Below are 26,837 nucleotides of genomic sequence, written 5' to 3' on the forward strand. Positions count from 1 at the left end.
ACTGCATACACCTCGTCCTTGTGGGTCCTCGGAGAGTCCGCGGACGGCGCCGGTCCCATCCCGGTCCTTCCGCGGCCGTCCAGGGGTCACCTGTACGGACCGCCTGGAGCCGGTGAAGTCATCGCGGCACCGGGTGGAACAACAGCCGGCCAGGGTGCGTTGTCGTGACATCGGCTGACGAAGAACGGGAGATTTCGCATGAGCGGCCTTCTCAGAGAGTGGAGACCCCTGGCCTTCGGTGCCGAGCCGACAGGTGAACGGCTGGCACGCATCGAGCGGTCGCCGCACTACGACAAGGAGGCCGCCCAGTTCCGCAACCCGGTGACGGCCTCGATCCGCCCACGGCCCACTCGCGGCCGGGGCGCACTGCTGCGCGCCCTGCTGCGCAACGAGGGCCGCAGGCCCGGCAGCGCTGTTCCGCTGACGCGTCCCGACCTGGGCTCGCCCCCGGAGTCCGGGCTTCGGCTGACCTGGCTGGGACACTCCACGGTGCTGGCCGAACTGGACGGCAGAAGGGTGCTGTTCGACCCCGTGTGGGGCATGCGCTGCTCGCCGTTCTCCTTCGCCGGCCCGCGCCGGCTGCATCCCGCACCCGTGCCGCTGTCCGCGCTGGGACGGCTCGACGCGGTGGTCGTCTCACATGACCACTACGACCACCTCGACATGCCCACCATCCGTGAACTCGCCGCGAGCGACGTCCACTTCGCGGTGCCGCTCGGGGTCGGCGCCCACCTGGAACGGTGGGGCGTCGAGCCGGGTCGCTTCACCGAACTGGACTGGGACGAGACCGCCGAGATCGCCGGACTCAGCCTGACGGCCACCCCCGCGCGCCACTTCTGCGGCCGCGGTCTGCGCAACAAGCAGCAGACCCTGTGGGCCTCCTGGGTGGTCACGGGCCCCGAGCACCGGGTCTTCCACAGCGGCGACACGGGGTACTTCCCCGGCTTCGCCGAAATCGGCGCGCAGTACGGGCCGTTCGACGCGACGATGATCCAGATCGGCGCCTACAGCGAGTTCTGGCCGGACATCCACATGACTCCGGAGGAAGGTCTCCGCGCGCATCTCGATCTCACGGGCACCTCGGGGGCGCTCCTGCCGATCCACTGGGGGACCTTCAATCTCGCGCCGCATCCGTGGGCGGAGCCGGGCGAGCGCACGCTGACCGCCGCGAAGGAAGCAGGTGTGAGGGCTGCGGTCCCGGTCCCGGGGGGCTCGTTCGAGCCGTCAGCGGCGGCGCTTCCCGACCGTCCGTGGTGGCGCGGGCCGGGTGCCGGAGCGAGGGCGGCTGTGGAATCCCCGCCGGGTGCCGCGCCCGGTCCCCTGAAGCTCGACCGGGCCTGATCACCGCGCCGGGCGCGGGGCTGCAGGCTCTTCCGGTCGTCCCGGTTCTTCCGGTCGTCCCGGTTGCTTTCCGCCGTACGGATCAGGAGTACTGCATCTCCTCGAGCATGCCGAGCAGGAGGGAGCGGGTCTGCCTCGCAGGCGCGGCATCCGTCACGAGACGGTCGATGACGTGCCGGTAGTGGTCGACCTCCTCCCGCTCGGCCGGGTAGGTGGCGCCGATCAGCTGCTCCAGGTAGATCAGGTCGGGCAGCTCCCGCTCGGGCAGCCGCACGAGCGTGACCGGTCCTCCCGCAGCGGCGTGACCACCGGCTTCGAACGGCATCAAGTGCACGGTGACGTGGGGGAGATCGCACATCGCGATCAGGTGCTGGACCTGGCCGCGCATCGTCTCCGGACCACCGACGGGACGCCGCAGCGCCGCCTCGTCGATCACGGCCCACAGGTGCGGGGGCTGCGCGCTGTGAAGTACGCGCTGGCGCTGCATGCGCAGTTCGACGCGGCGGCTGATCCGGTCGTCGGAGGCGCCGGGGTGTCCGAGAGCGACGACGGCGCGGGCGTACTGAGGGGTCTGCAGCAGGCCGGGGATGAACTGCACCTCGTAGGTGCGGATGACGTCGGCGGCCTGCTCCAGCCCCAGGTAGGTGCGGAACCAGTCGGGCACCACGTCGTCGTACGCGTTCCACCAGCCGGGCATGTTGCTCTGCGCGGCCAGGACCTGCATGGTGGCGCGCTCTGCCTCGTCGGTGACGCCGTAGATGGTGAGCAGGTCGGTCACGTCCCGCTCCTTGAAACCCCAGCGGCCCCACTCGAGTTGGGCGATGTCCACATCGGAGGTCCGGATGGCGTCGCCCGCCTCGCGCCTGGAAATGTACTGTGCCTCTCGCAGCTTCCGCAGCCGCTCGCCCAGCACGAGTCTGGGCACTGCGGGTCCGCTGGGACGGTCAGGGATTCTGCGGTCGGGCAGACCGCCCGACACCTCAGTGATGCGCATGATGAAGCTCCCCGTGCAGTGACCGGGTCGGTCTCGCCACAGTGAATTCGTCTCCGCTCAGGTCCACCCCGCCCCGCCCGCAGCGAGGCGTGAAATGCCACGACACTGCTCGTCCTCATTCCCGCACATGCCCCTGTCCAGTCTCCGCCACCATGACCATCAGGTCGGGACTGTTGCGCAAGTTACGCAAGGGACGGAATGTACGGCCTGTGGCGCCAATCGGCCAATGCCAGGGGCCGAAAATACTCCCTCACGAACGGTGCCACGCGCAAGCTGCGGGTTTCCAGGCGCATATTAGGCTCGTACGCGTCCCCGAAGGCTCGAACCCGTACGTGCCCGCCTGCACGAATCCCCACGTGCCCGCGGTTACCGGGAGCCCACCACCACCTCAGGAACGCGCATGTCCACATCCGGCGCACCGGCCACGAACTGGGCGGGCAACACCGTCTTCAACGCCCGTCGCACTCACCGTCCCTCCTCCGTCGAGGAGTTGCAGGACATCGTCGCCTCGGCGGACCGGATACGGGCCCTGGGCAGCGGCCACTCCTTCAACCGCATCGCCGACACCGACGGCGACCTGGTGCGTCTCGACGGTCTGCCGCCACTCGTGGATGTGACGCCGCCCGGCGGCGAAGGGCCGGCGGTGACCGTCGGTGCCGGAATGCGGTACGACGAGGTGGCCGGCATTCTGCACACCGCAGGTTCCGCTTTGGCCAACCTCGCGTCCCTGCCGCACATTTCGGTCGCGGGCTGCTGTGCGACGGCCACGCACGGCTCGGGCGATTCCGAGAAGTGCCTCGCCGCGGCAGTGACCGCGCTGGAGTTCGTCGGCCCCGACGGCGAACTGCTCGAAGTCAGCCGCCGCAGCGACCCGGAGACCTTCTCCGGCACGGTCGTCGGCCTGGGCGCTCTCGGCATCGTCACCCGGCTGACGCTCGCCGTCGAGCCCGCCTTCGAGGTCTCCCAGCACGTCTACACGGGTGTTCCGCTGACGCAACTCGCCTCCGCGTTCGACGAGATCTTCGGATGCGCCTACAGCGTCAGCGCGTTCACCGACTACTCCGACGGCCTGGCGCGGGTGTGGGTCAAGCGGCGCGTCACCGAACGGGACGGCAGTACGCGCCGCTCCCGCTGGGAGGGGGCGACCCCGGCGGATTCCGCCCAGCACCCGATCCCGGGCGCCGAACCCACGCACTGCACCGAGCAGTTGGGGGTCCCCGGGCCGTGGCACGAACGACTGCCGCACTTCAGGCCCGACTTCACCCCCAGCAGCGGGGAGGAGCTGCAGTCGGAGCTGCTGCTGCCGCGCGCCGCCGCACCCGGGGCACTGGCCGCGCTGCGGGAACTCGGCGCCCGCATCGCGCCCGTACTCCAGATCTCCGAAGTGCGCACCGTCGCAGCGGACGACCTGTGGCTCAGTCCCGCGTACCGGCGGGACTGCGTCGCCTTCCACTTCACGTGGGTCAAGGACGCCGCCGCGGTACTGCCCGTCATCGGGGCAGTCGAGGAGCTGCTGCTGCCGCTGGGGGCTCGCCCGCACTGGGGGAAGCTCACCACCATGCCGCACGCGGACATCGCCGGACTCTACGAACAGGCCGGTGCCTTCCGGCAGTTGGTGTCGGAGCGCGACCCGCACGGGAAGTTCCGGAACCCCTTTGTCGACGAGGTCTTCGCGCCCGCGTACGGCGTCTGAGACGGGCGGGGCCGCGGGCCGGCCGCTCGGCCCCCGGCCCCGTCCGTCCCCTTGGACGCGGCCTGCCGGGGAACCCGGAGCTGTGTCGTGCAGTCCGCCGATGCTCCGAGGGGACGGGAAGAATGTCATCGAAGCAGCCGACCGTCGTCGTCAACGCCCGTAAGCGCCCGCCCTGGTGGGTCACGCTTCCCGCCTCGCTGATCGTTCTGCTGCTCCTGCTGTTGCTCGCGCGCACCCTCAACGTGCTGCCGCAGTTGAGCAACCCCTTCGGCACGGAGACCAAGGACCGCACCGGTCCCGTACTGCTGAAGTCCATCCAGGACATGAGCCGTTACGAGGCGGCCTCCGGCAGCTTCCAGGTCGTCGTCGACCTGGACAAGGACGCCGAGTTCCTTCCGGACGCGGTGCGGGGCAGCCGGACCCTCTTCGTCGGCAAGGGAAGCGTCGGCGCGTACGTGGATCTCGGCGACGTCGGCGAGGACGCCGTCGAGGTCGGCAGCGACCGCAGGTCCGCCGCGGTGACGCTGCCGCCCGCCCGGCTGGAGAAGCCGGCGCTGGACGCGGACCGCTCCTACGCGGTGACGAAGGAGCGCGGCATCCTCGACCGGCTCGGTGACGTCTTCTCCGACAACCCCGGCGACGAGCGGCAGGTTCACAAGCTCGCCGTCCGGCACATCGGTGACGCCGCCCGGAAGAGCGGTCTGGAGGCCCGCGCCGAGAAGAACACCAGGAACATGCTGCGGGAGCTGCTGCGTTCACTCGGCTACGAGAAGGTGTCCGTGGACTTCACGGACGGCCGCGGGAAGAGCTGATGCCGAGGCGGTGCCACCAGTGGGGGCGGCGCGGGTGCACGGCGAGGCCCAGCCGCCGCCCGATGATCAGGTAACCCAGCATCGCGCCCGTGGTGTTGAGGATGACGTCGTCGATGTCGAAGGCGCGGCCGGTGACCAGCGCACCCTGCACGAGTTCGACGAGCAGCATCACCAGCGCCGTCGCCACCATCACACGCAGCAGGCCGCGGGTGCGGGGCACCAGTGCCGGCAGCAGCGCGCCGAACGGCATGCCGAGCACGATGTTCCCGCCCAGCTGTTTGAGCGTGTCACGCATCTGGGGTTGCGAGAGATAGTCGCGGATGGAGTCGCCGGGACGCAGGTTGCTGTGCGTGAGCGATTCGGAGGCGGCGGAGGGCCCCAGCGTCAGTTTGGAGAGGACGACGGCGAAGCCCACCATCGCGGCGAACGCCACGACGAGGATCACCACACGTGCCGCCGGCGGAAGCTGGTTCCGCCTGAGGGCGTCCGCCGACCGGGCGGCAGCCGAACCGGTCCTGCCGGTCCTGCCGGTCCTGCCGGTCCTGCCGGTCCTGCCGGTCCTGCCGGTCTTGCCGGAACGGGCGGTGCTCTTGGCGGACTTGGTGCTCCCGGCGGACTTGGACTTGCCGCCCCTGCCCGCACTGCCCGGTTTGGCGGACTTCGCGGACGTCTTCCTGCCGGTCGTCGCGCTCGCCGCCCCGCTCTTCGCCGACGAACTCCTGCCCGCCGTGCCCGCCTTCGCGGACTTCGCGGACTTCGCGGTTCCCTGCCCGCTCTTCCCCGTCGTCGCGGTGGTCGTCTTCGTGTTCGCCTCGTTGCCGAACATGCGCACCCGCAAGCACCTCCAGAGGACCTGGGCCTTGTCTGGCCTGCAGTTACCCCCGGTGTGTACAAGCATGCGCGGACTCCGTCGTGCGGGCCGGGGCGGCCCGCCGTCAGGGCTTGCGCGCGACGCCGCCGTAGACGGGGAACTCCGCGTCGGTGATGTCCGGTTGAGGCTCGCCGTCCTCGGGCCGCCAGCGGTGGGCGACCACGACACCCGGGTCGAGGAGTTCGAGTCCGTCGAAGAAACGGCTCACTTCCGAACTCGAACGGATCTGCCCCTCCGCCACGGAGGACTGGTACGCCTCGGCGACGCGCGTCAGCAGGTCCGGGTCGAAGTCCGCCGTGGCGTGCGAGACGACGAGGTAACTCCCGGACGGCAGTGCGTCCATGAGCTTGCCGACGATCTCGTACGCGCCCCGCTCGTCGGTGATGAAGTGCAGGAGCGCGATCAGAGAGAGGGCGACGGGCTGCCGGAGATCGAGCGTCTCGCGCAGCTCGGGCGATTCGAGGATGCCGTCCGGGTCGGTGAAGTCGGCGTGCACATACGCCGTACGGCCCTCGGGCGTACCGCTCAGCAGTCCCTGCGCGTGGTGCAGGACTATCGGGTCGTTGTCGGCGTAGAGGACCCGGGTCTCCGGTGCGATCAGCTGCGCGACCTGGTGCAGATTCGGTTCGGTGGGGATGCCCGATCCGATGTCCAGGAACTGCCGCACCCCCGCCTCCTGCACCAGCCAGCGCGTCGCCCGGTGCATGAAGGCCCGGTTGAGCTGCGCGCCGAGGACCACACCGGGCCACACGCGCACGACATGCTCGGCAGCTGCTGCGTCCACGTCGTAGTGGTTCTTGCCGTCCAGCCAGTAGTCGTAGACGCGGGCCGGATGTGGTCTGCTGCTGTCGATGTCGTCTTTCGCGGTCACTGCTCTCTCCCACGCTCACGGTCGGTGGCGACACACTGTCTCACCGGAAGCGCCACCGACAGCCCAGAACCGGCCAGCCGTCATGTCATCGCGTCGACGCCCGTCAGAGCCCGCCCGATGATCAGTTTCTGCACCTGGCTCGTACCCTCGTAGAGGGTGAGAACGCGGGCGTCCCGCAGGTACTTGCCCACGGGGTACTCGTCGATGAAGCCGTAACCGCCGAACGTCTGCAGGCAGTTGTTGCTGACGCGCACCGCGGTCTCACTCGCGTGGTACTTGGCGACGGAGGCGTCCGTGGCGTACTCCTTCGGCGAGGCCCCCGCGTCAGCCATCCTCGCCACCTGGTGCGTCAGCAGGCGGGAGGCGCGGATGTCCACCTCGGAGTCGGCCAGCAGCTCCTGGACCAGCTGGAAGGACGCGATCGCCCTGCCGAACTGCTCACGCTGCCCTGCGTAGTTCAGGGCGGCGTCCAGCGCGGCCTGTGCCACGCCCACCGCGCCGGCCGCCACCGAGATGCGGCCCCGGGAGAGCGCGCCGAGCGCGATGCCCAGTCCGCGGTCCTGCGCGCCGAGACGTGCCGAGTCCGGCACCCGTACGCCCTGGAAGGTGAGTTCGGCGGTGGCCTGGCCCCGCAGGCCGAGTTTGCCCTTGATCTCCGTGGCGGTCAGGCCGGGACTGGCGGTCGGTACGAGGAACGCGGTGATCCCGGACTCGCTGGTGCGGGCGAAGGTGAGCGCGATCTGCGCGACGGTTCCGTTCGTGATGAACATCTTGCTGCCGTCGATGATCCAGTCGTCTCCGTCTCGCCTGGCCCTGGTGGTCAGCGAGCCGGCGTCGGAGCCGGTGCCGGGCTCGGTCAGCGCGAAGCAGCCCAGCGCCCGTCCGCTCACCAACTGCGGGACCCATTCCTCGCGTTGCTCGTCGGTTCCGTGCGCGACGATCGTCTTGGTGACCAGGCCCAGGGAGACGGAGACGATGCCGCGCACCGCCGAGTCGCCCCGTCCGAGTTCCTCCGTGGCCAGCACGTACGAGAGAAGGTCGCACTCCACTCCCCCGTACTGCTCGGGAACGGTCAGCCCCAGGAAGCCCAGTTCGCCGAGGCGCCTGGCGACGGCCGGGTCGACCTGTTCGGCCCGGTCCCACTCGCGGGCGTGCGGGGCGATCTCCGCGTCTGCGAAGTCGGCTGCCATGGCGCGGATGTCTCGCTGTGTCCCGGTGAGACCGAAGTCCCGTGAATTCATGGGGTTCTCCTGGGCGGTTGCGCAGTCGGCCCCCTGTGGAGGAGGGGCGTCCCTGCGGTGTGGTCCGGTTACGTGAGCGGGGCGTCCGGTGCGGTGAGCGGCAGGCCGAGCTGCGCGCGCTCGGTGACCCACCGGGTCGGCCGGTAGCGCGGGTCGCCGGTCGTGGCGTACAGGGCGCGCTGGAGGCCGAGCATCCGGCTCGCGCCGATCCGCTCGCCCCAGGCCAGCGGACCGTGCGGGTAGCCCAGGCCCGCCGTGACCGCCAGGTCGATGTCGGCGGGGACGGCGATGTGGCGCTCGGCGATGGAGGCCGCCACGGAGACGATGGAGGCGAGCAGTCGCTGCGCGACCGAGCCCGCCGTGTCGCGTACGACGGTCACGGCTGCCGAGGACCCGGCGAGTACGGCGGCGGCGTCCCGTACGGCGTCCTGCGCGGTCGCCGGGGTCACGGCGAGGACGCGGCGTGAGGTGCCCAGCGAGAGCGGATCGACGCCGACGGTGGTCGCGGCGGGAAGACCCTCGTCGGCCACCGCGGCGGCCACGGTTCCGCCCCAGGTGACCACGAGGTGGAGCGCACCGTCGCCGGCGGACCGGCTGCCGCCGGCGCCCGCGGCGAGTGCCTGGCGCAGCTCATGAGCCTCGGGGCTTCCGCCCACCACCGTCACCGGCCGGGCGGCGTCGCCGCCGGACGGCGCGGGTGACGGTGCGGCGGCGTCCGCGGGCGCGTCCGGCCCGTAGGGGTAGAAGCCGCGCCCCGTCTTGCGCCCGTGCAGCCCGGCGGCGACCCGGTTGGCGGTCAGGTACGACGGGCGCAGCCGGTCGGAGTGGCGGAAGCCGCGCCAGACGGTGTCGATGACGGAGGCGGTGACGTCGAGTCCCGTGAGGTCCATCAGCTCGAACGGGCCCATGCGGAGACCGAGTACGTCGCGGGCGACGGCGTCGAGGTCCGCGGGGGCGGCAACGGCCTCCTCCAGCAGCGCCAGCGCCTCCGTGGCGAGGCCGCGCCCGGCGTGGTTCACGAGGAAGCCTGGTGTGTCGGCGACGGTGACCGCCCGGTGCCCGCACCCCTCGACGAAGGCGGTGAGGGCGGCCGGGATGTCCTCGCGGGTCGACGCGCCCGCCACGACCTCGGCGATCTTCATCAGCGGCACGGGGTTGAAGAAGTGCAGCCCGGCCAGCCGGGTCGGATCGGGCAGCCGCGCGCCGATCTCCGTGACCGAGAGGGAGGAGGTGTTGGTGGCGAACACGGTCCGCTCGGGCAGTGCCTTCTCCAGTTCCGTGAAGAGAGCGGCCTTGGTCTCCAGGTCCTCCCGCACTGCCTCGATGACGAGTTCCGGTGCGCCGCCCTCACCGTCCGGTGCCGCGAAGGGAGAGGACAGCGGTACGAGCCGGCCCGTCGCGGCGTCGGCGTCGGCCCGGCTCATCCGGCCCTTCCCGACGGCCCGCTCCAGCATCCCGCGCACGAAGTCGACGGCTTCCGTCACCGACTCCGGTCGCGCGTCGGCGAGTTCGACGGTGTGACCCGCTGTGGCCGCCAGTTGGGCAATGCCGCGTCCCATGACTCCGGTACCGACGATTCGTGTGCGCATCTCTTCTCCGCCTTCGGCTCGGCGGTGCCCGTCCGGCCCGCCTGTTCGGTCCGTGCTCCGGCGACGTCCACCCGCCGCCCGGGCGGGCTCAGGCCCCCGGCCCGCCCCTCGACGTCAGCGCAGGTAGACGCGCTCAGGGTCGACATCCTCGCGCAGCAGGGCGAGTTCGGCCTGAGTGGGTGGCTCGATGACGGTCAGGTCGTCGGCTGTCTTCAGCTCCCAGCCGGTGGCGGCCCGTACGTCCTGCGCGCCGACGCCGGGGTGCACGGCGGTCAGCCGCAGCTCCTCGCCGACGCCTTCACGGGCCAGGATGCCCAACTCGGTGATGACACGCGTGACTCCGGCGCCCAGCGGACGGATGCCGTCGGCCAGCGCCCGGTCCGGACCGGGCGAGGTGCAGAAGTCCAGCCTTCCGGTGAAGGACCGCGGATCGTGGCGGCGCATGACGACGAACACCTCACGGGAGTTGGCCATCACCTCGTTGGCGCCGCCCGATCCGGGCAGCCGGGCCTTGGGGTGGTGCCAGTCGCCGATGACGGAGGAGTTGAGGTTGCCCCACTTGTCGATCTGGGCGGCGCCGAGGAAGCCGACGTCGATGTGCCCGCCCTGGAGCACCGAACCGAAGAGAGTCGGCATCGGCAGCACCGCTTCGGCGCCGGTGATGAGCACGGCGTCGGCGATGGTCTCGGGCAGGTGGGAGGGGTGCGCCCCGCACACCCCCGACTCGTAGACGATCTCCAGCTCGGGCGCGACGGTGAGATGGGCGAGCGAGGCGGCCAGCGTGGGCAGGCCGATACCGGCGAAGACGGTGCGCCTGGCGGCCAGTTCGCGGGAGGCGACGACGGAGAGCAGTTCGGAGGAGGTCGCAGTGGCGGCGGTCATGAGCGGCTCACTTTCGGGTCGCGGGACGGCATGCGGCTGGGCGGGGCGCTCCCGGCCCTCACAGACGCCGCCCGTAGTTGACGGGCAGGCTCATCGCCTCACCGACGGCGAGCCCCTCCCAGAACTCCTCACCGAGCTTGCCGACGTACTCGGCATGGTCACGGGTTCCGTACACCCACTCCGCCAGCCAGGCCGTCAGCCGCTCCTTGTCCCGGCTGATCCCGGACCACGAGCGGTAGAAGGCGTTGTCGCGGTCGTAGTAGCCCTGGGCGAAGGACGGGTGGGCGCCGCGCGGGCAGGCGACGACGGCGTTCACGGCGTGCGCGGGGATGACCGTGCGGTTGGGGTCGGAGCGTACGACCTCGTCCTCGACGATCTCCTCCACGACGACCACGGCCTTGCGCGCGGCGTAGACGGCCTCGGCCTGCACTCCCGTGAGTCCCCAGATCTGGGTGTTGCCCGAGCGGTCCGCCCGCTGGGCGTGCACGATCGTCACATCCGGGTTGACGGGCGGCACGACGTAGATCTGCTCGGTCTCCCCGTCCGGCCCGGGATAGGGCGAAGTCACCTTGCGCAGCGAGGGGTTCACCTCGGGGAGGTCGCTGCCTCCGTAGCTGCGCAGCGGGTAGAACGGCAACCGCTGCGCGCCGGCCAGGTAGCGGCAGATCATGCCGTAGTGGCTGTACTCCTCGAACTCCAGCGGCTCGGGCTGCGCGCTCTCCACGCGGCGGCGCAGCTCGCCGAGCGAGCCCGCCGAGGAGTTGCCGACGAAGGAGGAGACGAGCTTCGAGACACACCCGGCGGCGAGCATCTGGTCCACCACGATGTCGGCCGTCATGCGGATCACGGTGAGGCCGCGGCGGCCCTGGCGGATGATCTCGTGCCCGGCGGCGGTGGGTATCAGGTGCGTGAAGCCTTCCAGGGAGACGGTGTCGCCGTCGTGCACGTAGGCAGCGACGGCTTCCCGCATCGTCATCGTCTTGTCCACTGCGGTCTCCACGGCGGCTCCACGGCGTCTCGGTGCGTTCCGGTGCGCGTCCCGCCGGGGTCCGAAGCGTCCGGACCCGGACACGGGCAACGGCTCGGCACCACGTTCCCACCCCCCATTGATTGGCGTCCAATACCGAATTAAGGTCAGTTTGAGACGGAAAACCGATAACTGGCCGCCGAGCGGACCTGCTCGCCGCCACTGCCCCCGGGACACTCGTGGAACTGCGCCATCTCTCCTCCTTCGTCGCCGTCGCCGAAGAGCTGCACTTCGGCCGCGCCGCCCGGCGTCTGCAGATGGCGCAGCCGCCGCTCAGCCAGCAGATCCGGCAGCTGGAGAAGGAACTCGGGGTGCAGCTCTTCGAGCGCAGCACCCGGTCCGTACGCCTGACCAGCGCCGGGGAGGCATTCCTCAAGCCCGTCCGCACGGTGCTGGAGGACCTCGACATCGCCCGGCGCGTCGCCAAGGCCGCGGGGCGCGGTGAGTACGGGCGGGTCAGTGTCGGTTTCGCCGGCGCGTCCAGCCACGCGACCCTCCCCCGTCTCACCCGGGCGGTGCGGGCCGCACACCCCGGTATCGAGCTGGTCATGCGCGGCCAGACCTACGCCAACCGCGCCCTCGCCCGCGTCGCCGACGGCACCCTCGACCTGGGCTTCGTACGGCTCCCGGTCACACAGCCCGGCGTGGAGCACCGGGTGATCGGCGAGGAGGAACTGGTCTGCGCGCTCCCCTCGGACCACCGGCTGGCGCGGCAGCGCAGCATCGCCGTCGAGGACCTCGCCGACGAACCCTTCGTCAGCTTCCCCGCGCGCACCGGCTCCAGCCTGCGGGATGTGACTCTCCAGGCGTGCGAGGCCGCCGGCCACCACCCGCGGGTCGTGCAGGAGGCGCCGGACTCGTACACGATCCTGGCCCTGGTGGCGATGGGGGTGGGCGTGACGCTCACCCTCACCTCGTGCATGCACATCCAGCAGACGGGCCTCGTCTACCGGCCGCTGAGCGGCAGACCGGTGGTGCTTCAGGCGGCGCTGGCGTGGCGCCCGGACAATCCGTCTGCGGCGCTGCGCAGCGTCCTGGACGTCGCGGCGGAGGCTCTGCCCGCGCCGGAGCCCGCACCGGAGCCCGCACCGGAGCCCGCGTCGGGGCCCGCACCGGAGTCCGTACCTGCGGAGGAGGACCGACACGGCGCCGCCGGACAGGCGGGCGAAGGCGATTAGGTGGCAGCCCGTCTCAGTCCCGAGCGGATCGGATATTGGACCGGATCAGTGCCGGGTGGAAGGGTCGTCAGCAGCGGGGGCCGCCCGGCCCCCGCTGCACCCGCCTCGGACCACCCCGGCAGCCGTCCGCCGTGAGCACACGAACAGCCCACCGGGGAGAAGGGCCCCGAGCCGGGGCGTCGGCCGGAATCCGCCGGTGGGAACCCCGAGCCGCCAACCGTCAGCCGCAATCCGCCAGCCGCCAGCCGCAATCCAGGGAGGCCCCGTCCATGTCAGCCCGGTCCGATGTCGTCATCTGCCTGCCGCTGCGTACACCGATCGGACGCTTCGGCGGCGCCCTGGCCGGGCAGCGGCCCGCCGCGCTCGCCGCTCGCGTCATCTCCGAGGTCGTCGCGCGCAGCGGCATCGACGGCGAACGGATCGACGAGGTGATCCTCGGCCACGCCTATCCCAGCTCCGAGGCACCGGCGATCGGCAGGGTCGCCGCCCTCGACGCCGGACTCCCCCAGTCGGTGACGGGCGTCCAGATCGACCGGCGCTGCGGCTCCGGCCTCCAGGCGGTGCTGGACGCCGCGATGCAGATACGGTCGGGTTTCAGCGACGTCGTCGTCGCGGGCGGAGTCGATGTGATGAGCGGGGCTCCTTACTACACGCACGAGGGACGCTGGGGCATCAAGGGCCCCGGGCTGCAGCTCCACGACTCCCTCGCCCGCGGGCGCGTGACCGCCGGCGGCGAGAACCACCCCGTGCCGGGCGGCATGATCGAGACGGCGGAGAACCTGCGCCGCGAATACGGCATCGCCCGCGCGGACCAGGACGCCCTCGCACTGCGCTCGCAGCAGCGGGCCGCGCACGCCATGGAGGCGGGCTGGTTCGCCGAGGAGATCGTGCCGGTCACCGTGCGAGGGCGTAAGGGAGAGACGGTCGTCGAGGTGGACGAACACCCGCGCCCCGAGACCACCGCCGAGCAACTCGCCGGGCTGCGCCCGGTGATGGGCAAGAGCGACCCCGGGGCCACGGTCACCGCCGGCAACGCCAGCGGACAGAACGACGCCGCGGCGGCCTGCCTGGTCACCACTGCCGGGACGGCGGAGCGCCTCGGTCTCACGCCTCTGGTGCGCCTGGTCTCGTTCGCGCGTACGGGCGTCCCGGCGAAGACGATGGGCATCGGACCGGTGGGCGCGACGAACGCCGCCCTCGAGAGGGCCGGGCTCTCGCTCGCAGACCTGGACCTCATCGAGCTCAACGAGGCGTTCGCCGCCCAGGTCCTGGCCTGCACGAGGGAGTTGGGCCTGACGGAGACGGATCACGAGCAGCGGATCAACACCTGCGGATCGGGCATCTCACTCGGCCACCCCGTCGGCGCGACCGGGGCCCGCATCCTCACCACGCTGACGCACCACATGCACCGCACGCAGTCCCGGTACGGCCTGGAGACCATGTGCATCGGCGGCGGGCAGGGACTGGCCGCGGTCTTCGAGCGCGTCGCCGCCTGAGCCGGTACGGACCGCCCGGCGCTCCTCGCTTCCAGGTGGCCCTCACCCTGGGCAGCATGCTGCTGCGCAAGACGCCCGACCACGACCGGCTCGCACCGGGCGAGGCCGGGGAGGCCGCCGCCCGGGAGCGCGGCCGTCCGGACCGGGTGGCCACCGGGCAACACGAGGGCCCGGCAGCCGAAATCGTCGGCTGCCGGGCGTCGTACGTACGCACGTACGTACTGCGCACGTCCGCTGCCCGGCCGGAGCCGGGCGGCGACGGAGTCAGATCAGTTCTGCGCGCTGCGGCGCTTGCGCGAGACCATCACCAGGCCCGCACCCGCGACCAGGACGACGCCGGCGGCACCGGCGATCATCGGGGTGGCGCTGGAGGCACCGGTCTCGGCGAGGTCGTCGCCGCCGCCTTCGGGCTTCGGAGCGGAGCTGGGCTCCTCCGAGGGCGCCGGGGCCTCGCTGCTGGACTCGCTGGGCGAGGGGGCGGGCGAAGACTCGGTGGGCGTGGGCGAAGGCGTCTCCTCGCACACGGGCGACATCTTCCGCTCGTCGCGCGAGTGCTGGTCACCGTCGCCGGCCTTGACGACCAGGTGGACCTCGAGCGGCTTGCTGTGCTTGGGCAGATCGAGCTTCTTGTTGAACTCGGCGCCGAACTTCTGCTGCTTGAGCAGTTCCTTGCCGCCGGCCTCGATCTTGATGGTGTTCTCGACACGCGGGTCGTAGTTGGTCAGGTTGACCGACACCGAGTAGCAGTCCACCTCCCAGCCCGGCTTGTGGGCCTGGGCGGGGCTGGCGGCGAGTATTCCGGTGCCGACGAGAGCGGCGACGCCGGTCGCGACGACTGCGGCGGAGCGGTGCCATCTCTGGCGAATAGCGGTCATGATCTCCCTCTGATTATGCAGAAGCTTTGCAGAGCGGATGTCGTGCGAGGACAGCACGGTACTCCCCGGTACACCATTCGTCGCGCCCGCCCCCCAATTCACCAACTTGCCTCATGAAAAGGGCAGTTCAGGCGTGTGCGTGCGATGTGAATCCCCCCGTGCGGTCCGGTGGCTGCCCGCCCGTTCACCGCTGGAACCCGCTGACTCTACCGCCCCTGCCGTAACCGCGGTGGAAACTCACGGAGATTGAGCGGTCTCAACACCGAATCGCAACAAGCGAGTACCAATTTCGTGGCGTGCCACTGCGCCGGGCCGGCATCAGGGGTCGGTCCACCACCCAGGGGAGGTCAGTGAGTTGAGCCATCGACGCAAGGACAAGAAGCGAGCGTATGTGATAGCCGGCGCAGGCACCGCGGCACTGGCCACCGCGGCGGTTCTGCTTCCGTACGCCAATGCGGGTGAGGAAGGGCAGCAGCGGCCCCAGCTCCGCACTGCCGAAGCCGCAGCCTTGATGGGTTCGAAGCTTGCGGACGAGAACGGCGACCGTACGGCGGGCTGGTTCCTCGACGGCAAGTCGAAGAACCGCCTCGTGATGAATGTGCTCGACCAGGAGACCGCCGAGCGCGTCGAGCAGAGCGGAGCGACGGCGAGAATCGTCCAGAACTCCAAGGCCGAGCTGAAGAGGGTCTCCGACACGCTTGCGGGCGGCGCCTCCGTGGCCGGTACGGCCTGGTCGGTCGACCCCCGCACCAACAAGGTCTCGGTGCTCGCCGACCGTACGGTCGACGCCGCGGGCTGGAACAGCCTCAACAAGACCGCCGCGAACATGGACGGCATGATGTCCGTGAAGCGCTCCGGCGGCGAGTTCAAGCCCTTCAGCGGCAACTCGTCCGGTGGCGGCGGCATGAACGACGACGGCTCCGGTGCCGGTGACGGCGCGGGCGACGGTGCGGGCGACGGTGCGGGCGACGCCGCAGCGGGCGGTGCCGGTGACGGCGCGGGCGACGACGGCTCGGGTGCCGGCGACGGCTCGGGTGCCGGTGACGGCCAGGCGGCCGAAGGAGTCCTCGGCGGCGACGCCATCTTCGCGGCCGGCAGCCGCTGCTCCCTCGGCTTCAACGTCGAGGTGAACGGTGCTCCCGCCTTCCTCACCGCCGGCCACTGCGGCAACGCCGCGGAGCAGTGGACGTCCGACGAGGCCGGGGCCGAGGCCCTGGGCACGGTCGCCGACTCGCAGTTCCCCGAGAGCGACTTCGCCCTCCTCAACTACGACGACGCGCAGGCCCAGCCGACCAGCGCCGTGAACCTCGACCCGCTGGGCCAGGGCCAGGGCGGTACGCAGGAGATCACCGGGGCCGCCGAGGCCGCCGTGGGCATGGAGGTCCAGCGCAGCGGCAGCACCACCGGTGTGACCGACGGAACCGTCACCGGCCTGGACGCCACGGTCAACTACGGCGGCGGCGACATCGTCAACGGCCTGATCCAGACCGACGTGTGCGCCGAGCCCGGCGACAGCGGCGGCGCGATGTTCTCCGAGGACAAGGCCGTCGGCCTCACCTCCGGCGGCAGCGGCGACTGCACGCAGGGCGGCGAGACCTTCTTCCAGCCCGTCACCGACGCGCTGGAGGCCACGGGCGCCGAGATCCCGGCCGCCGGCGGCGGTCAGGCCGAACAGCAGTAAGCCGTACGACCCGGCCGCCGGTGGTGTCCTCCGGCGGCCGGTCGCCCGGTCCGGCTCCGGCTGACGGGCCCGCCCGGCTGCGGACGATGTCGTCCCGGCAGCCGGGCGGGCCCGTCAGCCGCTCACGGTGAAGACGGGACTGGTGCCGGAGATGGCGCGCGGGTCGCCCGCCAGCGGCTTGGCGTCGCCCTCGTACCTCAGGCGGTACTCGCCCGTCGCCGTCCCCCCGGGGACGTCCCAGGTGAGCGTCACCTTCGAGGCGGCGACGCCGTAGCGCTCCCAACGGAAAGTGGTGGACCAGTCGCCGTCGTCGGCGACGGTCCGCCACTCGCCGTTCACACGGTGCTCCACGCGCAGGTAGGTCCCGCCCCGGTGCAGCACGTTGCCGGGGTGGGCTCCCGCGAAGACCACGCTCACCCGTTCCCCGGCGCGGTAGTTGGCCCGCGGCGCCGTGAGCACGTCGCCGAACTCCTTCTGCAGCGGCGGCGCGTCGACGACGATGGGCGGCTGCAGCGAGATCGTCTTGTCGGAGATGTCCGGCGCGACCGGCCCCAGGGGCAGGTCCTTTCCGTCCCGCATGGCGCTCGCGAGCTGCGCCGCCGTCTGCTGCAGGGCGGGCAGCTGCCAGCGTCCGAAGAGGGTGCTTCCTCCCTCGTACTGCTGGGAGTCGTACTCCTCGGGCGTGGTCACGTAGTGGAAGTAGGAGTTGGCGTAACCCGCGACGAGGACGTCCTGGAGGTCCGCCCCCACCACGTCCGCCACCGTCCGGCGCAGCCGCAGCCCGGCCCCGATCGTCACCTCTCCCGGCACGCCGATCAGGTACAACTGCCCGATGCGCAGCAGCTGTACGGGGATCTGCTCCTGCACCCAGGGGTAGATCCCGTTCATCAGTCCGACCGGCGCGAAGATGTCCTTGGGGGACTGCGCCTCACGCAGTTCGGGTGACGCCTCGTAGATGATCGAGTCGGAGATCGCGTCCCAGAAGGGGTTCTCGCCCTCCTCGAACCCGGGGAACGCGGGTCCGTCCTCGATGCTCCCCGCCGCCATGGACGCGCCGATGGACGCCTTGGACGTCTTGTGGGACTTCCCGTCGCCGGTGAACTCGGCGTCGACGGTCGTGTCGGAGAGGTCGATGTAGACCAGCCGCGAGTCCACACCGCCGGTCATCTGCTTGCCGCGCGCGTCGAGTTGGCGGACGGCGGCCTCGTACTGGCGCATGCCGCACGCGCGGGTGCTCTCGAAGTCCGCGGGCGTCGTGGGCGGCTTGAGGTCGAGGTTGGGTGACATGTCACCCGCGTTGGTCTGCGCGAAGGCGGAGATGAAGTCCGGAGCGGCGCCGGCGAGATAGTCCGCGCCCTCCACCTCCCGCTCCCAGTGGTAGGCGGCGTAACCCTTGTTGTCGGCGCTGATGAGCTTGTTCTCACCGGACATGCTGGTGCCGTGGGTGGCGAACCAGTTGACGGCGCCGGCGACGCGTCCGTCCCGTTCGATGCGCAGCAGCGAGGTCTGGGTGTCCACCGCGTCGGGGAAGTGGCCGCGTATCTCCCCCGGGTTGCGCTCGAAGGCGTCCCGTGACCTGTTGGCGTTCGCGCCCTTCAACTCGCCGTGGGTGAGCGTGAGTTCGGCCGGCGCGGCGTCCTCGTGCGCACGGTCCACCGCCTCGACGATGCCGTCCGTCAGCGCCCCGAAGGTCTTCTTGTGGAAGCCCAGCGTCGTGACGTTGTAGAGCAGATGGTGCGAGGACCCACCCGGGCCGCAGTGGGTGTGGGTGGCGGTGAGCATGACGTTGCGGTGCGTGTAGAGGTCGCCGTACTTCTCGCCCAGCCTTCTCAGGACGGCCTGGTGGACGCTCTCGAAAATCATGGCGGTGTCGACGACGACGAGGAGCACGCGCTCCTTCGTCGCTTCGTCGGCGAAGACGAAGGCCCGGGCGCGCAACCGTGTGTGCAAGCCCTGTGCCTGCTGGTCGACGCGCCCGTACCCCATCATGCCGACCTCGGCGATCTCACCGGTGGCGTCGGAGATGCCCCGGCCCACGAGATAGGTGGCCGCGGCCTTGGCTGCGGCTTCCGGCGGCAGTGCGCCCGCGCCCGGCTGTGCGGCTCCGGCGGTGGACCCGACGCCTGCGAGGCCCAGCCCCGCCGCCGCGGCCCCGGCCCGCAGCACCGTGCGGCGGGTGCTGCGGGAGACGGGGGGCGGCACGCTGTCCGGAGCGTCGGACGGGGTGCCGTCAGGGCCGTCGGAGGGGGGTGTGTGGGAGTGCGTGTGGGGGGTGCTGCTCACGGGTGCTCCTCAGTAAGGCTACTTCCCGGTAACGGTTCCGTGAGCATGTCACCCCGTACCACCGGCCACAATGCGCCGGAGAGTATTGCTCGAATTGCGTCAACCGTCGCGCAGCACGGTCAGTTGCTCCTCGAGGGAGTACAACTCCCCTGCGGTGCACGGAACTTCGAACGGCCGACGTCGTCGCCTGCTCCCCCGAGCGCGCCCCCGCACACGCGCTCCGCCTACGCGCTCCGCCGGCCGCCCCTGCCTGTCGCCCGCACAGCCCCGCTTCAGCCCACGTCAGCCCCCGTCAGTCCACGTCAGGCCACTTCAGTCCACTTCAGCCCGCGTCGGGCCGCGCCGTGCCCGAAGAGACCGTGTCCGGGGCGCCGTCGGCAGCCGCGGCGTCGCGCCGCGCGACGAGGGAGGCATGCGTCGGCGCCCCGGGCACCCCCTCGGGCCGTCCCTCGGCGAACTCCCGCCGCAGCACCGGAACGACCTCCTCGCCGAGGATGTCCAGCTGTTCCAGCACGGTCTTCAGCGGCAGCCCGGCGTGGTCCATCAGGAACAGCTGGCGCTGGTAGTCGCCGAAGGACTCGCGGAAGGTGAGCGTCTTCTCGATGACCTCCTGCGGGCTGCCCACCGTCAGCGGCGTCTGCTCGGTGAACTCCTCCAGGGACGGGCCGTGACCGTAGACGGGCGCGACGTCGAAGTAGGGACGGAACTCGCGTACCGCGTCCTGGGAGTTACGGCGCATGAACACCTGCCCGCCGAGACCGACGATCGCCTGCTCCGGGGTGCCGTGCCCGTGGTACGCGAAGCGTTCGCGGTACAGCCCGATGAGCCGCATGTAGTGCTCCTTGGGCCAGAAGATGTTGTTGGCGAAGAAGCCGTCCCCGTAGTACGCGGCCTGCTCGGCGATCTCCGGACTGCGGATGGAGCCGTGCCACACGAAGGGCGGCACTCCGTCCAGCGGACGCGGCGTCGCGGTGAACCCCTGGAGGGGTGTGCGGAAGCGGCCCTCCCAGGTCACCACGTCCTTGCGCCAGAGCTCGTGCAGGAGCGCGTAGTTCTCGATCGCGAGCGGGATGCCCTGGCGGATGTCCTGTCCGAACCACGGATAGACGGGAGCCGTGTTGCCGCGGCCCATCATCACATCGACGCGTCCGTCCGCGAGGTGCTGAAGCATCGCGAAGTCCTCGGCGATCTTCACCGGGTCGTTGGTGGTGATCAGAGTCGTCGAGGTGGACAGGACGAGCCGCTCCGTGCGGGCGGCGATGTAGCCGAGCATCGTCGTGGGCGACGACGGCACGAACGGCGGGTTGTGGTGCTCGCCGGTGGCGAAGACGTCGAGGCCGACCTCCTCGGCCTTCTGCGCGATGGCGACCATCGACTTGATCCGCTCGTGCTCACTCGGCGTGCGGCCCGTCGTGGGATCGGTCGTGACGTCCCCGACGGTGAAGATCCCGAACTGCACCGCTCTCACCCTCTTCGACGCTTGGTGATTCCTAAGCTTAGTTAATTCTTGAACTATCTATCCACCAGTCTCCCATGCGCCCCTCTTCCATGGTGCGCGTGGGCCGGGCCGGACGAGCGGGGACGGACGACCGGCACCGCGGAGGGGCGGCGGACGCGGCAGCGCCGCCGGAGGACGTCCTCCGGCGGCGCTGCCGTGGCGCACGGCGCGACGATCCGATGAGAGCTCGCGGAGCAGCGCGGATCGCCCTCGTAGTGGGCCACTCGATCGATGCGACAACGCTGGGGGCGCCTCCCGCGAAGCGGGGGAGGAGGTGCGTGCCGGTCGTCGCGAGCAAGGCGAGACTTGTCAGACAGACAGGGCCTAACCTCCGATGTTCACGTCCACGCAGGCGTAGAACGCGTTCGCGGTGTCGGCGATGTTCCACACCGCGAGCACCTTCTTCTGGCCGCTCAACCCGCCGAAGTCGACCTGGTGCGTCACCGTCTCGCCCGGCTGCGCGCCTCCGTCGTCGAATTCCGCGATCTTCGAACCGTCCACGAAGTACTGCCACGTGCTGGTCGAGTGCCGTGCCGTCAGCTTCCACTGGAAGCTCTGGGAGCTCCCGACGGGCGTGACCGCCCACCCCTTGCCGTCGTCGTCGAGCTCGGCGAACTGCTCGTTCCCGCCGCTGCAGCTGGTGAGTCCCTTCGGCCCCTCGACACTCTGCGGCTCCCACTTGATGGCCCCGCAGTCGACCGTGCCGGCAGCGCACTGCGCCTGCCTGCTCGGCGGTGAGTTGACGTAGCCGTGCGCACTCGCCGGGGACGCCGGCAGCGTGAGCACGAGCAGGGGCGCGATTCCGGCGCCGATACCCGCGGCGAGCTTCCTCTTGAAGTCCATGCCACTCCTTGACGGTCCGGGCCGCCTTGCGCGGTGGGGGCAGGGCGGGCACGTACGCACGCGCCGCACACCCTTCGCGGACGGCCTCTTCGAACGCGGAGGCAGCGCGAAGACCCACTCCACCAGCGGCGAGGCCAGCCGTCCGCGGACATCCCGACGGCTGCGAGCTGGGGGACCCGGTATCACGCTCGCCATTAGTCTAGACCTTATAGATTGTCTGTCCTCGGTCAAGAGAGCGGACAGAACGAACCACCCGCTTCGGCCCGGTGCGGCGCCGGGCAGGGCTCTGCGACGCGGAACCGGCCCCGCCGGAACATCCGTGCGGCACCGGCGGTTTACGCCGCACCGCCCCGTGGGAACGCGGACCCAGACCCCCGGTGTCCGCCGCCGGGAACGATGCGGACCGCCGCGTCCGGGACAGCCGTCGACAGCAGGAGAAGACATGAGCACCATGGAGCTCACCAAGGACAACTTCGACGAGGTCGTCGCCGACGACGGCTTCGTGCTCATCGACTTCTGGGCGGATTGGTGCGGTCCCTGCCGGCAGTTCGCCCCCGTCTACGAGGCCGCGGCCGAGCGGCACTCCGATCTGACCTTCGCCAAGGTGGACACGGAGGCCCAGCAGGAGCTGGCCGCCGCCTTCGAGATCCAGTCCATCCCGACCCTGATGATCGTCCGCGAGCGCATCGTGGTGTTCGCCCAGCCGGGGGCGCTGCCCGAGGCCGCGCTGGAGGACCTGATCGGCCAGGCCCGTGGGCTGGACATGGAAGAGGTGCGCGAGTCCGCCACATCGCCGGAAGAGGCGGCTCAGGCGGCGGAGCCCACCACGCCCTCCGACCCCTCGGCCTCCTCCGGGCCCTCCTCGGCCTGAGTCCGCAGCCGCCTCGAGACGGTCAAGGCGGCCGCAGCGGCGGTGACGGCGAAGGTCACCGGCAGCATCCACGGCCGGTTGAGCCGGTGCCCGAGGAGATGGTCCAGGGAGTACCGTCCGGGGCCCGAGACCGCGAGCGCCGATCCGGCGAAGCCCAGGTAGGCCGGGAATTCGAGACCGCCCTGGTCGTTGAAGAACCCGGCCGGCGCGTGCACGGAGGCGGCTCCGGCCATGGCCCCCGCCACTGCCGCACCCGCCACGGGCGAGACCAGGCCCAGAGCGAGCAGCGTGCCTCCGCCGGCCTCCCCCAGGCCGGAGGCGAGCGCATGCCGGCGGCCGGGCCTGAAGCCGATCTGCGCCATCGACTGCCCGGTGGCCTCCAGCCCTCCGCCGCCGAACCAGCCGAACAGCTTCTGCGCCCCGTGGGAGAAGAGCAGGCCACCGGTGCCGAGGCGCAGGGCGAGCAGCCCGAGGTCGGCCCGGTGGCCGTGGCTGTGACCGGAGCCGTGCCGGTGACTGTGGCTGTGGGCGTGGCGGTGGCTGTGACGTTTCGTGCGGCACATCGTGCGGCCCATGGGAGGTCCCTTCTCAAGTGGCGCTGGGAGTCGTCGAGTCGGGGTGGTGTCCTGCCGTCAGGTGGTGTCGTTCGTGCCGGTGAGCATCTGGCGCAGGTCGTAGCCGACCGGCTCCTCCAGCTGTGCGTACGTGCAGCTGCGGGGGTCGCGGTCGGGCCGCCACCGGCGGAAGTGCGTGGTGTGCCGGAAGCGGTCCCCCTCCATGTGGTCGTACGCCACTTCGCACACCCGTTCCGGCCGCAGCGGCAGCCAGGACAGGTCCTTGGTTCCGGTCCACCGGCTCGGCGCCCCCGGCATGCGGCTCTCCGCGTGCGCCTCCTCACGTTGCCAGTGCGCCCAGGGATGCCCCTCGGGCGTCTCCATGCGCAGCGGCTCCAGCTCGGACATCAGCTCCCGGCGGCGGCTCATCGTGAACGACGCGCACACGCCCACGTGCTGGAGCGTCCCGGCGTCGTCGTAGAGGCCGAGGAGCAGCGAGCCGACGCCCTCGCCGCTCTTGTGCGGGCGCAGGCCTGCCAGTACGCAGTCCGCCGTCCGTTCGTGCTTGACCTTCACCATGATCCGCTCGTCGGGCCGGTACGGCGAGTCGAGCCGTTTGGCGACGACACCGTCGAGACCCGCTCCTTCGAACTGGTCGAACCACTGCCGGGCCAGCTCTTCGTCCTGCGTGGCGGGGGCCACGAAGACCGGGTCCCCGGCGTTCCGGAGCGCGTCCACCAGCGACCGGCGGCGTTCGCGGAGGGGCGTTTCCATCAGGGATTCGTCGCCCAGGGCCAGTACGTCGAAGGCGATGAAACTCGCCGGGGTCCGCTCGGCCAGGAGCCGGACCCGGGAGTCGGCCGGGTGGATGCGCTGCTGGAGGGACTCGAACTGCAGCCGGCCGTCCTGGGCGACGACGATCTCCCCGTCGAGGACACAGCGCTCGGGCAGGTTCTCCCGCAGCGCGGCGACCAGCTCCGGGAAGTAGCGCTTGAGCGACTTGCCCGTACGGCTGCCGATCTCGGTCTCGTCGCCGTCGCGGAAGACGATGGCGCGGAAGCCGTCCCACTTCGCCTCGTACTGCATGCCTGCCGGGATCCTCGCCGCGAGCTTGGCGAGCATGGGTTTCACGGGCGGCATCACCGGCAGCTCCATGGCGGGAACTCTATTCCCGCCCGTCCGCTCCCGCCTTCCGGAATCCGCTGACCGGCGGCCCCGCCCCCGCGGTCCGGGTGCCGGTCTCCCGTAGAGTCCCGCGGCTGAGGATTCTGCTCCCCGCCGGGAGGCGCCGGGCTCCGCGGCCGCATAGCGTGGCCGCATGGGAGAGGCAGTGGAGCTGACGGTCGGCGACCAGCAGGTGAGGCTCTCCAGCCCGGACAAGGTCTACTTTCCGGAGAGCGGCTTCACCAAGCTCGACGTCGCCCGGTACTACGTGTCGGTCGGTGAGGGGATCACACGCGCCCTGTTCGAGCGGCCCACGACGCTGGAGCGCTACCCCGAGGGCGTGGGCGGTGAGTCCTTCTTCCAGAAGCGCGCGCCCAAGAACCTTCCCGGATGGATCCCGACCGCCCGCATCAGCTTCCCCAGCGGCCGGCACGCGGACGAGATCTGCCCCACCACCCCGGCCGCCGTGGTCTGGGCGGCGAACCTGGGCTGCATCACGTTCCATCCGTGGCCGGTACGCCGCGCCGACACCGACCACCCCGACGAACTGCGCATCGACCTCGACCCGCAGCCGGGCACGGACTTCGGGGACGCCGTCCGCGCCGCCGAACAACTGCGGCCGCTGCTGGAGGAGTTGGGCCTGCACGGCTGGCCGAAGACCTCCGGCGGCCGGGGCCTGCACGTCTTCGTGCCCATCCTGCCCGAGTGGAACTTCGCGCAGGTGCGCCGGGCTGCCATCGCCGTGGGCAGGGAGCTGGAGCGCCGTGACCCCTCACGGGTCACGACGAAGTGGTGGAAGGAGGAGCGCGGCGAACGCATCTTCGTCGACTACAACCAGACGGCACGCGACCGCACCATCGCCAGCGCCTACTCGGTCCGTCCGAACGCCCGCGCGACGGTCTCCGCCCCGCTGCGCTGGGAGGAGCTGGCCGACGCCCACCCGGACGACTTCACCGTGGGGACGATGCCCGCCCGCTACGCCGAAGTCGGCGACGTGCACGCGGGGATGGACGAGCACCCCTGCCGCCTGGACGCAGCCCTGGAACTCGCGGCGCGCGACGAACACGAGCACGGCCTCGGTGACCTGCCCTATCCGCCGGAGCACCCGAAGGTGAAGGGCGAGCCCAAGCGCGTACAGCCCAGCAGGGCCAAGCGCCCCGCCGAGTGAGCCCGGGGCGGCCGAAGCGGCCCGGTGCACGGGTGTGCCGGTCACAACAGGGGTGAGGGGGGCTAGGGTTCGGCTCTGGACGGGGTGCACAGGGGGAGCGGAGAGACCGAGGTGACCGACCAGGACCGGCTGCTGGCCGGGAGATACCGGCTGGACCGGGAGCTGGGCCGGGGCGGCATGGGGACCGTGTGGCTCGCGGAGGACGCGCTTCTCGACCGGCGCGTCGCCGTGAAGAAGCTGCACGTTCCGCCGCAGCTCGACGACGACGAGCGGACGCGGCTGTACGAACGGACCCGCCGCGAGGCCAGAAGCGCGGCGCGCATCAGCCATCCGGGCGTGATCGTCGTGCACGACGTGGTGGAGGAGAACGGGCTCCCGTGCATCATCATGGAGTACGTACCTTCCCGCTCCCTGAGTGAACTCCTGCGTGAGAACGGGCCGTTGGCGCCCGAGGAGGCGGCGCGTACAGGGCTGGCCATGGCGTCCGCGCTGCGCGCCGCACACGCGGCGGGCGTGCTCCACCGGGATGTGAAACCCGCGAACGTGCTGGTTCAGGAGGGGTCGGAGCGCATCGTCCTCACCGACTTCGGCATCGCCGCCGCGTCCGGCACGGACACGCTGACCCGGACCGGGGAGTTCGTCGGTTCCATCGACTACGCCTCTCCGGAACGGATGCTGGGCCGCGACGCGGGCCCCTCCGCGGATGCCTGGGCGCTGGGCGCCACGCTGTACGAGGCGGTCGAAGGTGTACCGCCCTTCCGCCGCGGCAGCTGGGTGGAGACGGCCTGCGCGGCGTCCGGCGAACCGCCGCGTGCGATGGAACGGGCGGGTGAGCTGGGCGAGTTGATCGAAGGGCTGCTGCACAAGGACGCCGGCGAACGGCTCACGCTGGACCAGGCGGAGGTCTGGCTGAGGGGCGCCTCCGGTACGGTCCGGCTGCCCGCTCCGCGTGAGGCACCGCCCGCCGGTCCGGAACACACGGATCAGCAGCAGACGCAGATCCAGCCGCAGCCGCGGGACGCAGGGCCGGAAGAGCCGGCCCCGCGGCCACAGGCGCAGGCGCCGTCCGACTCCGGCTCGGGGCAGGCCCGTTCGGCAGGCCGGCCGGGACGCGGTGCCCGCACCGTGGCGTGGGCCCTGTGCTCGGCGCTGGCTGCCGCCGCGATCGCCGGCGGCGCCTGGTGGATGGCGAGGGACGCCGGCGGCGACGGGCCCGGCTCGCCCGGCCCGTCCGCCTCGCATTCCGGCCCGTCCCAGTCCGCTCCCCCGCCGCGTCCGCCCGTGGCGGAGGGATACGAACGCGTGGAGGACGAGCTGGGGTTCTCCGTGGACGTGCCCGAAGGCTGGAAGCGCAGGGGGCAGCCCGGAGGCCAGCAGGTGGACTACGTCGCGCCGTCCGGACTGACGGGGCTGAAGTTCAGCGTGGTCGACTTCGCCGGTGACAGCCCGCTCAGGCACTGGCGCCAACTGGAGCCGGAGGTACGGGAGAAGTCGCCGGGATACACACGGCTGCGGATGAACGCCACCACGTACCAGGGCCGGGACGCCGCGATCTGGGAGTACAAGTGGCAGGGCAGGGCCCGCCCCTACCGCGCCGTCGATCTCGGTTTCGGCAGTGAGGGCAAGGCCCATTACGCCCTCTACCTCTCGGCGCCGGAGGCCCAGTGGGACGCGGCCAAGCCGCACTTCGACATGGCGGTCGAGACCTTCCGCGTCACGCCCCGGGACTGAGGGGCCCCCGGCGAGCCGGAGCACCGGGGCTGCGGAGAAGGACAGGCATGACCGGACCCTGTCAGCCGCGCTCCGGGAGAACGAACGGATGTCGCGGCGCGCGTCCTGGGTTCCCGCCGAAGGCGGGTGTCCGGAAGATGCCCGGTTCAGGTGCCGGGTTCAGGTGCCGGGTTC

Annotated in this window: 22 protein-coding genes; 9 read left to right on the forward strand and 13 right to left on the reverse strand. The window is 71.1% G+C overall.

The window, feature by feature from the left end; all coding sequences use genetic code 11:
• Positions 1-198 precede the first annotated feature (198 nt).
• Positions 199-1,341: an MBL fold metallo-hydrolase gene (locus ACFPA8_RS17840; RefSeq protein ID WP_386449629.1), complete on the forward strand. Its 1,143-nt coding sequence runs from the start codon at positions 199-201 to the stop codon at positions 1,339-1,341.
• A gap of 82 nt (positions 1,342-1,423) precedes the next feature.
• On the opposite strand, the gene ACFPA8_RS17845 is transcribed toward ACFPA8_RS17840, so the two are convergent.
• Complete coding sequence (locus ACFPA8_RS17845) at positions 1,424-2,335, reverse strand: helix-turn-helix domain-containing protein (RefSeq protein ID WP_386449631.1); 912 nt, start codon at positions 2,333-2,335, stop codon at positions 1,424-1,426.
• Between the two features lie 400 nt (positions 2,336-2,735).
• Between ACFPA8_RS17845 and ACFPA8_RS17850 the strand changes: the two genes are divergently transcribed.
• Together ACFPA8_RS17850 and ACFPA8_RS17855 are read left to right on the forward strand one after the other, a co-directional pair.
• Positions 2,736-4,028 (forward strand): D-arabinono-1,4-lactone oxidase, encoded by a 1,293-nt coding sequence (locus ACFPA8_RS17850; RefSeq protein ID WP_386449633.1) that lies wholly within the window; start codon positions 2,736-2,738, stop codon positions 4,026-4,028.
• 122 nt (positions 4,029-4,150) lie between these two features.
• On the forward strand, positions 4,151-4,840 hold the full coding sequence (locus ACFPA8_RS17855; RefSeq protein ID WP_386449635.1) for a DUF4230 domain-containing protein: 690 nt from the start codon (positions 4,151-4,153) through the stop codon (positions 4,838-4,840).
• On the opposite strand, the gene ACFPA8_RS17860 is transcribed toward ACFPA8_RS17855, so the two are convergent.
• From ACFPA8_RS17860 to ACFPA8_RS17885, 6 genes are all read right to left on the reverse strand, one after another.
• Complete coding sequence (locus ACFPA8_RS17860; protein WP_386450428.1) at positions 4,815-5,666, reverse strand: VanZ family protein; 852 nt, start codon at positions 5,664-5,666, stop codon at positions 4,815-4,817. The two genes, ACFPA8_RS17855 and ACFPA8_RS17860, sit on opposite strands and share 26 nt — an antisense overlap.
• A gap of 109 nt (positions 5,667-5,775) precedes the next feature.
• Positions 5,776-6,582 (reverse strand): SAM-dependent methyltransferase, encoded by an 807-nt coding sequence (locus tag ACFPA8_RS17865; protein ID WP_386449637.1) that lies wholly within the window; start codon positions 6,580-6,582, stop codon positions 5,776-5,778.
• Between the two features lie 80 nt (positions 6,583-6,662).
• Positions 6,663-7,823 carry an acyl-CoA dehydrogenase family protein gene (locus ACFPA8_RS17870; RefSeq protein WP_386449639.1) on the reverse strand — a complete coding sequence of 387 codons (1,161 nt, stop codon included), beginning with the start codon at positions 7,821-7,823 and terminating at the stop codon, positions 6,663-6,665.
• A gap of 68 nt (positions 7,824-7,891) precedes the next feature.
• On the reverse strand, positions 7,892-9,412 hold the full coding sequence (locus tag ACFPA8_RS17875; protein WP_386449641.1) for a 3-hydroxyacyl-CoA dehydrogenase: 1,521 nt from the start codon (positions 9,410-9,412) through the stop codon (positions 7,892-7,894).
• A gap of 114 nt (positions 9,413-9,526) precedes the next feature.
• Entirely contained in the window at positions 9,527-10,294 is a 768-nt protein-coding gene (locus ACFPA8_RS17880) for a CoA-transferase subunit beta (RefSeq protein ID WP_386449643.1), read from the reverse strand.
• Between the two features lie 58 nt (positions 10,295-10,352).
• Entirely contained in the window at positions 10,353-11,270 is a 918-nt protein-coding gene (locus tag ACFPA8_RS17885; protein WP_386450429.1) for a CoA transferase subunit A, read from the reverse strand.
• Positions 11,271-11,500: 230 nt separating this feature from the next.
• Here ACFPA8_RS17885 and ACFPA8_RS17890 point away from each other — a divergent pair, with 230 nt between their 5' ends.
• A complete protein-coding gene (locus tag ACFPA8_RS17890) occupies positions 11,501-12,499 on the forward strand; it encodes a LysR family transcriptional regulator (RefSeq protein WP_386449645.1) in 999 nt (332 codons plus the stop codon).
• 269 nt (positions 12,500-12,768) lie between these two features.
• Positions 12,769-13,995 (forward strand): acetyl-CoA C-acetyltransferase, encoded by a 1,227-nt coding sequence (locus ACFPA8_RS17895; protein WP_386449647.1) that lies wholly within the window; start codon positions 12,769-12,771, stop codon positions 13,993-13,995.
• A 269-nt stretch (positions 13,996-14,264) separates the two neighbouring features.
• On the opposite strand, the gene ACFPA8_RS17900 is transcribed toward ACFPA8_RS17895, so the two are convergent.
• Positions 14,265-14,870 (reverse strand): LAETG motif-containing sortase-dependent surface protein, encoded by a 606-nt coding sequence (locus ACFPA8_RS17900; RefSeq protein ID WP_386449649.1) that lies wholly within the window; start codon positions 14,868-14,870, stop codon positions 14,265-14,267.
• 355 nt (positions 14,871-15,225) lie between these two features.
• Between ACFPA8_RS17900 and ACFPA8_RS17905 the strand changes: the two genes are divergently transcribed.
• The gene (locus ACFPA8_RS17905) at positions 15,226-16,551 is read left to right on the forward strand and encodes a S1 family peptidase (RefSeq protein WP_386449651.1); all 1,326 of its coding nucleotides are present in this window, start codon (positions 15,226-15,228) and stop codon (positions 16,549-16,551) included.
• A gap of 114 nt (positions 16,552-16,665) precedes the next feature.
• Here ACFPA8_RS17905 and ACFPA8_RS17910 read toward each other — a convergent pair whose 3' ends face one another.
• The 3 genes from ACFPA8_RS17910 to ACFPA8_RS17920 form a co-directional block, all read right to left on the reverse strand.
• The gene (locus ACFPA8_RS17910) at positions 16,666-18,753 is read right to left on the reverse strand and encodes a neutral/alkaline non-lysosomal ceramidase N-terminal domain-containing protein (RefSeq protein ID WP_386450431.1); all 2,088 of its coding nucleotides are present in this window, start codon (positions 18,751-18,753) and stop codon (positions 16,666-16,668) included.
• A gap of 403 nt (positions 18,754-19,156) precedes the next feature.
• The gene (locus tag ACFPA8_RS17915) at positions 19,157-20,293 is read right to left on the reverse strand and encodes an LLM class flavin-dependent oxidoreductase (protein WP_386449653.1); all 1,137 of its coding nucleotides are present in this window, start codon (positions 20,291-20,293) and stop codon (positions 19,157-19,159) included.
• A gap of 363 nt (positions 20,294-20,656) precedes the next feature.
• Positions 20,657-21,175, reverse strand: coding sequence for a lytic polysaccharide monooxygenase auxiliary activity family 9 protein (locus ACFPA8_RS17920; protein ID WP_386449655.1), 519 nt, complete (start codon positions 21,173-21,175; stop codon positions 20,657-20,659).
• A gap of 442 nt (positions 21,176-21,617) precedes the next feature.
• Between ACFPA8_RS17920 and trxA the strand changes: the two genes are divergently transcribed.
• Positions 21,618-22,046, forward strand: a complete 429-nt coding sequence (gene trxA / locus ACFPA8_RS17925; RefSeq protein WP_386449657.1) for a thioredoxin — start codon at positions 21,618-21,620, stop codon at positions 22,044-22,046.
• Here the strand turns inward: trxA and ACFPA8_RS17930 are convergent.
• A complete protein-coding gene (locus tag ACFPA8_RS17930; protein ID WP_386449659.1) occupies positions 21,983-22,621 on the reverse strand; it encodes a DoxX family protein in 639 nt (212 codons plus the stop codon). The two genes, trxA and ACFPA8_RS17930, sit on opposite strands and share 64 nt — an antisense overlap.
• A gap of 57 nt (positions 22,622-22,678) precedes the next feature.
• A complete protein-coding gene (locus ACFPA8_RS17935) occupies positions 22,679-23,755 on the reverse strand; it encodes an ATP-dependent DNA ligase (protein ID WP_386449661.1) in 1,077 nt (358 codons plus the stop codon).
• Between the two features lie 163 nt (positions 23,756-23,918).
• Between ACFPA8_RS17935 and ligD the strand changes: the two genes are divergently transcribed.
• On the forward strand, positions 23,919-24,932 hold the full coding sequence (gene ligD, locus ACFPA8_RS17940) for a non-homologous end-joining DNA ligase (RefSeq protein WP_386449663.1): 1,014 nt from the start codon (positions 23,919-23,921) through the stop codon (positions 24,930-24,932).
• Positions 24,933-25,043: 111 nt separating this feature from the next.
• Positions 25,044-26,663, forward strand: coding sequence for a serine/threonine-protein kinase (locus tag ACFPA8_RS17945; protein ID WP_386449665.1), 1,620 nt, complete (start codon positions 25,044-25,046; stop codon positions 26,661-26,663).
• The last annotated feature ends 174 nt before the right edge of the window (positions 26,664-26,837 follow it).

It is taken from the genome of Streptomyces ovatisporus, assembly GCF_042653885.1.
Classification (GTDB): Bacteria; Actinomycetota; Actinomycetes; order Streptomycetales; family Streptomycetaceae; genus Streptomyces; species Streptomyces ovatisporus.

Bases quoted from the DNA above. Each gene is read 5' to 3' on its own strand.
- ACFPA8_RS17840 (WP_386449629.1), top strand. From the start codon at position 199: ATGAGCGGCCTTCTCAGAGAGTGGAGACCCCTGGCCTTCGGTGCCGAG.
- ACFPA8_RS17845 (WP_386449631.1), bottom strand. From the start codon at position 2,335: ATGCGCATCACTGAGGTGTCGGGCGGTCTGCCCGACCGCAGAATCCCT.
- ACFPA8_RS17850 (WP_386449633.1), top strand. From the start codon at position 2,736: ATGTCCACATCCGGCGCACCGGCCACGAACTGGGCGGGCAACACCGTC.
- ACFPA8_RS17855 (WP_386449635.1), top strand. From the start codon at position 4,151: ATGTCATCGAAGCAGCCGACCGTCGTCGTCAACGCCCGTAAGCGCCCG.
- ACFPA8_RS17860 (WP_386450428.1), bottom strand. From the start codon at position 5,666: ATGTTCGGCAACGAGGCGAACACGAAGACGACCACCGCGACGACGGGG.
- ACFPA8_RS17870 (WP_386449639.1), bottom strand. From the start codon at position 7,823: ATGAATTCACGGGACTTCGGTCTCACCGGGACACAGCGAGACATCCGC.
- ACFPA8_RS17875 (WP_386449641.1), bottom strand. From the start codon at position 9,412: ATGCGCACACGAATCGTCGGTACCGGAGTCATGGGACGCGGCATTGCC.
- ACFPA8_RS17880 (WP_386449643.1), bottom strand. From the start codon at position 10,294: ATGACCGCCGCCACTGCGACCTCCTCCGAACTGCTCTCCGTCGTCGCC.
- ACFPA8_RS17885 (WP_386450429.1), bottom strand. From the start codon at position 11,270: ATGACGATGCGGGAAGCCGTCGCTGCCTACGTGCACGACGGCGACACC.
- ACFPA8_RS17895 (WP_386449647.1), top strand. From the start codon at position 12,769: ATGTCAGCCCGGTCCGATGTCGTCATCTGCCTGCCGCTGCGTACACCG.
- ACFPA8_RS17900 (WP_386449649.1), bottom strand. From the start codon at position 14,870: ATGACCGCTATTCGCCAGAGATGGCACCGCTCCGCCGCAGTCGTCGCG.
- ACFPA8_RS17920 (WP_386449655.1), bottom strand. From the start codon at position 21,175: ATGGACTTCAAGAGGAAGCTCGCCGCGGGTATCGGCGCCGGAATCGCG.
- trxA (WP_386449657.1), top strand. From the start codon at position 21,618: ATGAGCACCATGGAGCTCACCAAGGACAACTTCGACGAGGTCGTCGCC.
- ACFPA8_RS17930 (WP_386449659.1), bottom strand. From the start codon at position 22,621: ATGGGCCGCACGATGTGCCGCACGAAACGTCACAGCCACCGCCACGCC.
- ACFPA8_RS17935 (WP_386449661.1), bottom strand. From the start codon at position 23,755: ATGGAGCTGCCGGTGATGCCGCCCGTGAAACCCATGCTCGCCAAGCTC.
- ligD (WP_386449663.1), top strand. From the start codon at position 23,919: ATGGGAGAGGCAGTGGAGCTGACGGTCGGCGACCAGCAGGTGAGGCTC.